This is a genomic window from Kitasatospora putterlickiae (assembly GCF_039527695.1).
GTDB classification, from domain to species: Bacteria; Actinomycetota; Actinomycetes; order Streptomycetales; family Streptomycetaceae; genus Kitasatospora; species Kitasatospora putterlickiae.
Window position 1 is genome coordinate 1 of sequence record NZ_BAAAKJ010000229.1, and the last position, 2,594, is coordinate 2,594.

Annotated in this window: 2 protein-coding genes; one reads left to right on the top strand and one right to left on the bottom strand. The window is 76.2% G+C overall.

Going from position 1 to position 2,594, the window contains the following annotated elements; genetic code table 11:
* Positions 1-207 (bottom strand): hypothetical protein (locus tag ABD308_RS23150; RefSeq protein WP_344338165.1); only part of this gene is annotated, 207 nt, incomplete at its 3' end.
* Positions 208-480: 273 nt separating this feature from the next.
* Here ABD308_RS23150 and ABD308_RS23155 point away from each other — a divergent pair.
* The coding region (locus ABD308_RS23155; RefSeq protein ID WP_344338166.1) for a glycoside hydrolase family 84 protein at positions 481-2,594 on the top strand (2,114 nt) is incomplete at its 3' end.

A 2,594-nucleotide genomic window follows, 5' to 3' on the forward strand; every position in this document is an offset into this window, starting at 1 on the left:
GGCGGCCTCGGGGGTGGCCGCGTCCACGCCGAGCGCGGCCAGGACGGCGGTCAGCGTGCGGGCGCCGGCCGGCACGCCGCCGGGGCCGCAGCGGGTGTCCACCCCGTGGGCCCGCGCCAGCGCCACCAGCTCGGGCGGGGGCGGCGGCGCGTCCTGCGCCGGCACGTCCAGGCCGTCGGCTCCGTCACGGTCGAGATAAGCGGCCACTCGCGGCTCCTGCGATGTCTCGGCAACGCCCAGTCAGGACAGCCACAGTCCTACCCGGGTGACGGGCCGGTGACCCAACGCGACACACCCCCCGGAAGGCGCGGGAGAGAGCGGACGGGGGGTGTCCGGGGAGGGTCGGGAGTCCCGTTTAAAGAGGCCTTAACTCCAACGTAAATCGGACAAAATCGGCATACCCGTCGGCGGCGTTGACACCGGGAAACGTAGCTGGTGGGCTGTGCCACGATGTGGTTCCAGCCTGCCGAGGAGGCTCCTGTGCAAGCCCGAGTGTCCGAGGCTGCCGGGCGGCGGCTCCGTCAGCAGCTGGAGCAGAGCCCGGCGCTGCGCGAGGTGCTGCAGCACCCCACGGCCCTCGCGGCACGGCGGGCCACGGCGCGGACGTGCCGTCAGCTGGCGCCCAGGACGGCGGACCGGCTGATCGCGGACCTCAAGGGCACCGAACCACTGCTGCGTTCGGTCCGGGCCGAGCGCGCGCTGGCCGCCCGCCCGGGGGCGCCGAGCCGGCGCACCCTCCAGATGGCGGCCACCCTGTCGGCGGCGGCCGTGGTCGGCGGCCTGCTGGTGAGCGGCCCGGCCGCGTACGCGCAGTCCCCCGGGTTCTCCCCCGGGCCGGACGTGGTGAGCACCGCGGGCAGCGCCCCGCAGACCCCGCTCGGCAGTGTGAGCGACCCCCAGGTCTTCCCCCGCCCGCAGGAGCGGCGGGTGGCGGGCAAGCCGGTCACCGTGCCGGGCGCCGTCGCCCTGGTCGCCGCGCCGCAGGCGGACCACGGCGCGCTCGCCGCGGTGCGCGAGGTGCTCGGCGTCGCCGGGGCGACCACCGTGACCGCGCTGCCGGAGCCCGCCCCGCCGGTCGCGGGCTCGCTGGTGGTCTACGTCGGCGGTCCCGCCGAGGGCGCGGGCGGCGCGACCGACCGGATCCTGCGCGAGCTCACCGTCGCGGCCGGCGGCAAGGACACCGAGGCACCGACCACCGCCGGAATGCCCGCCGGCGGTTACGTCCTGGCGGCCGGTCAGCTTCCGGTGACCGGCGGCGGCAGCTACGGCGCGGTCGTCCTGGCCGGCACCGACCCGGCCGGCACCTTCTACGCGGCGCAGTCGCTGCGCCAGCTGCTGGCCGCCGTCCCGGCCGAGCAGGGCCAGGCGCCCGGCGCGGCCGGCCTCGGCCTGCCCGGGATCACGCTGCGCGACTGGCCGTCCGGCGCCCCCGTGCGCGGCACCGCCGAGGCGTTCTACGGCACCCCGTGGACCCAGCAGCAGCGGCTGGAGCAGCTGGACTTCCTCGGCCGCTCCAAGCAGAACCTCTACCTCTACGCCCCGGGCGACGACCCGTACCGCACCTCCCGCTGGCGGGACGCCTACCCGCAGGCGAAGGCCGACGACCTGCGCGCGCTGGCCGCCCGCGCCGGGCGCAACCACATCACCCTCGGCTACGCGATCGACCCCGGCCAGTCCTTCTGCTACAGCTCCGGCAAGGACGCGGACGCGCTGGTCGCCAAGCTGGACGGGCTGCGCAGGCTCGGCTTCACCGCGTTCCAGCTGCAGTTCCTGGACGTCTCCTACGACGAGTGGCACTGCTCCGACGACCGCGCCAAGTACGGCACCGGACCGGCCGCCGCCGCCAAGGCGCAGGCCGAGCTGGCCACCAAGGTGCAGGACCGGCTGATCGCCAGGGACCCGGCCCTGGCACCGCTGTCGGTCGTCCCCACCGAGTACCACCAGCAGGGCTCCACCCCGTACCGGGCGGCGCTGGCCGACGCGCTGCCGCAGGCCGTGCAGGTGGCCTGGAGCGGGGTCGGGGTGATCCCGGAGCGGATCACCGGCACCCAGATCGGCGACACCGCGGACCTGTACCGCCACCCGCTGGTCACCATGGACAACTACCCGGTCAACGACGCCACCCCGGACCGGCTGTTCCTGGGCGCCTACACCGGCCGCGACAGCGAGGTGGCGACGCGTTCGGCCGTCATGCTGACCGGTGCGATGCAGCAGCCGGTCGCCTCCCGGATCGCGCTCGGCACGGCCGGGGACTTCGCCTGGAACCCGGGCGGCTACAAGCCGGAGGACTCCTGGCGGGCGGCCCTGCGCTCGCTGGCCGGCCCGACCGGTGCGACGGCGACGCCCACCGGGGAGACCCTGCCGGCGCTCACCGCGCTGGCCGGCAACAGCGTCTCCTCACCGCTGGCCAAGCAGGAGTCCGGCTACCTGCAGCCGCTGCTGGACCGGTTCTGGGCGACCGCCGAACCGACCTCGGGCGCCGCGCCCGAACCGGCCGCGCTGATCGAGGCGGCCGCCCCGCTGCGGGAGGCGTTCACCGCGATGGCGGGCGCCCAGCAGACCCTGGCCGCCGCCCCCGCGACCGCCCGGCTGGC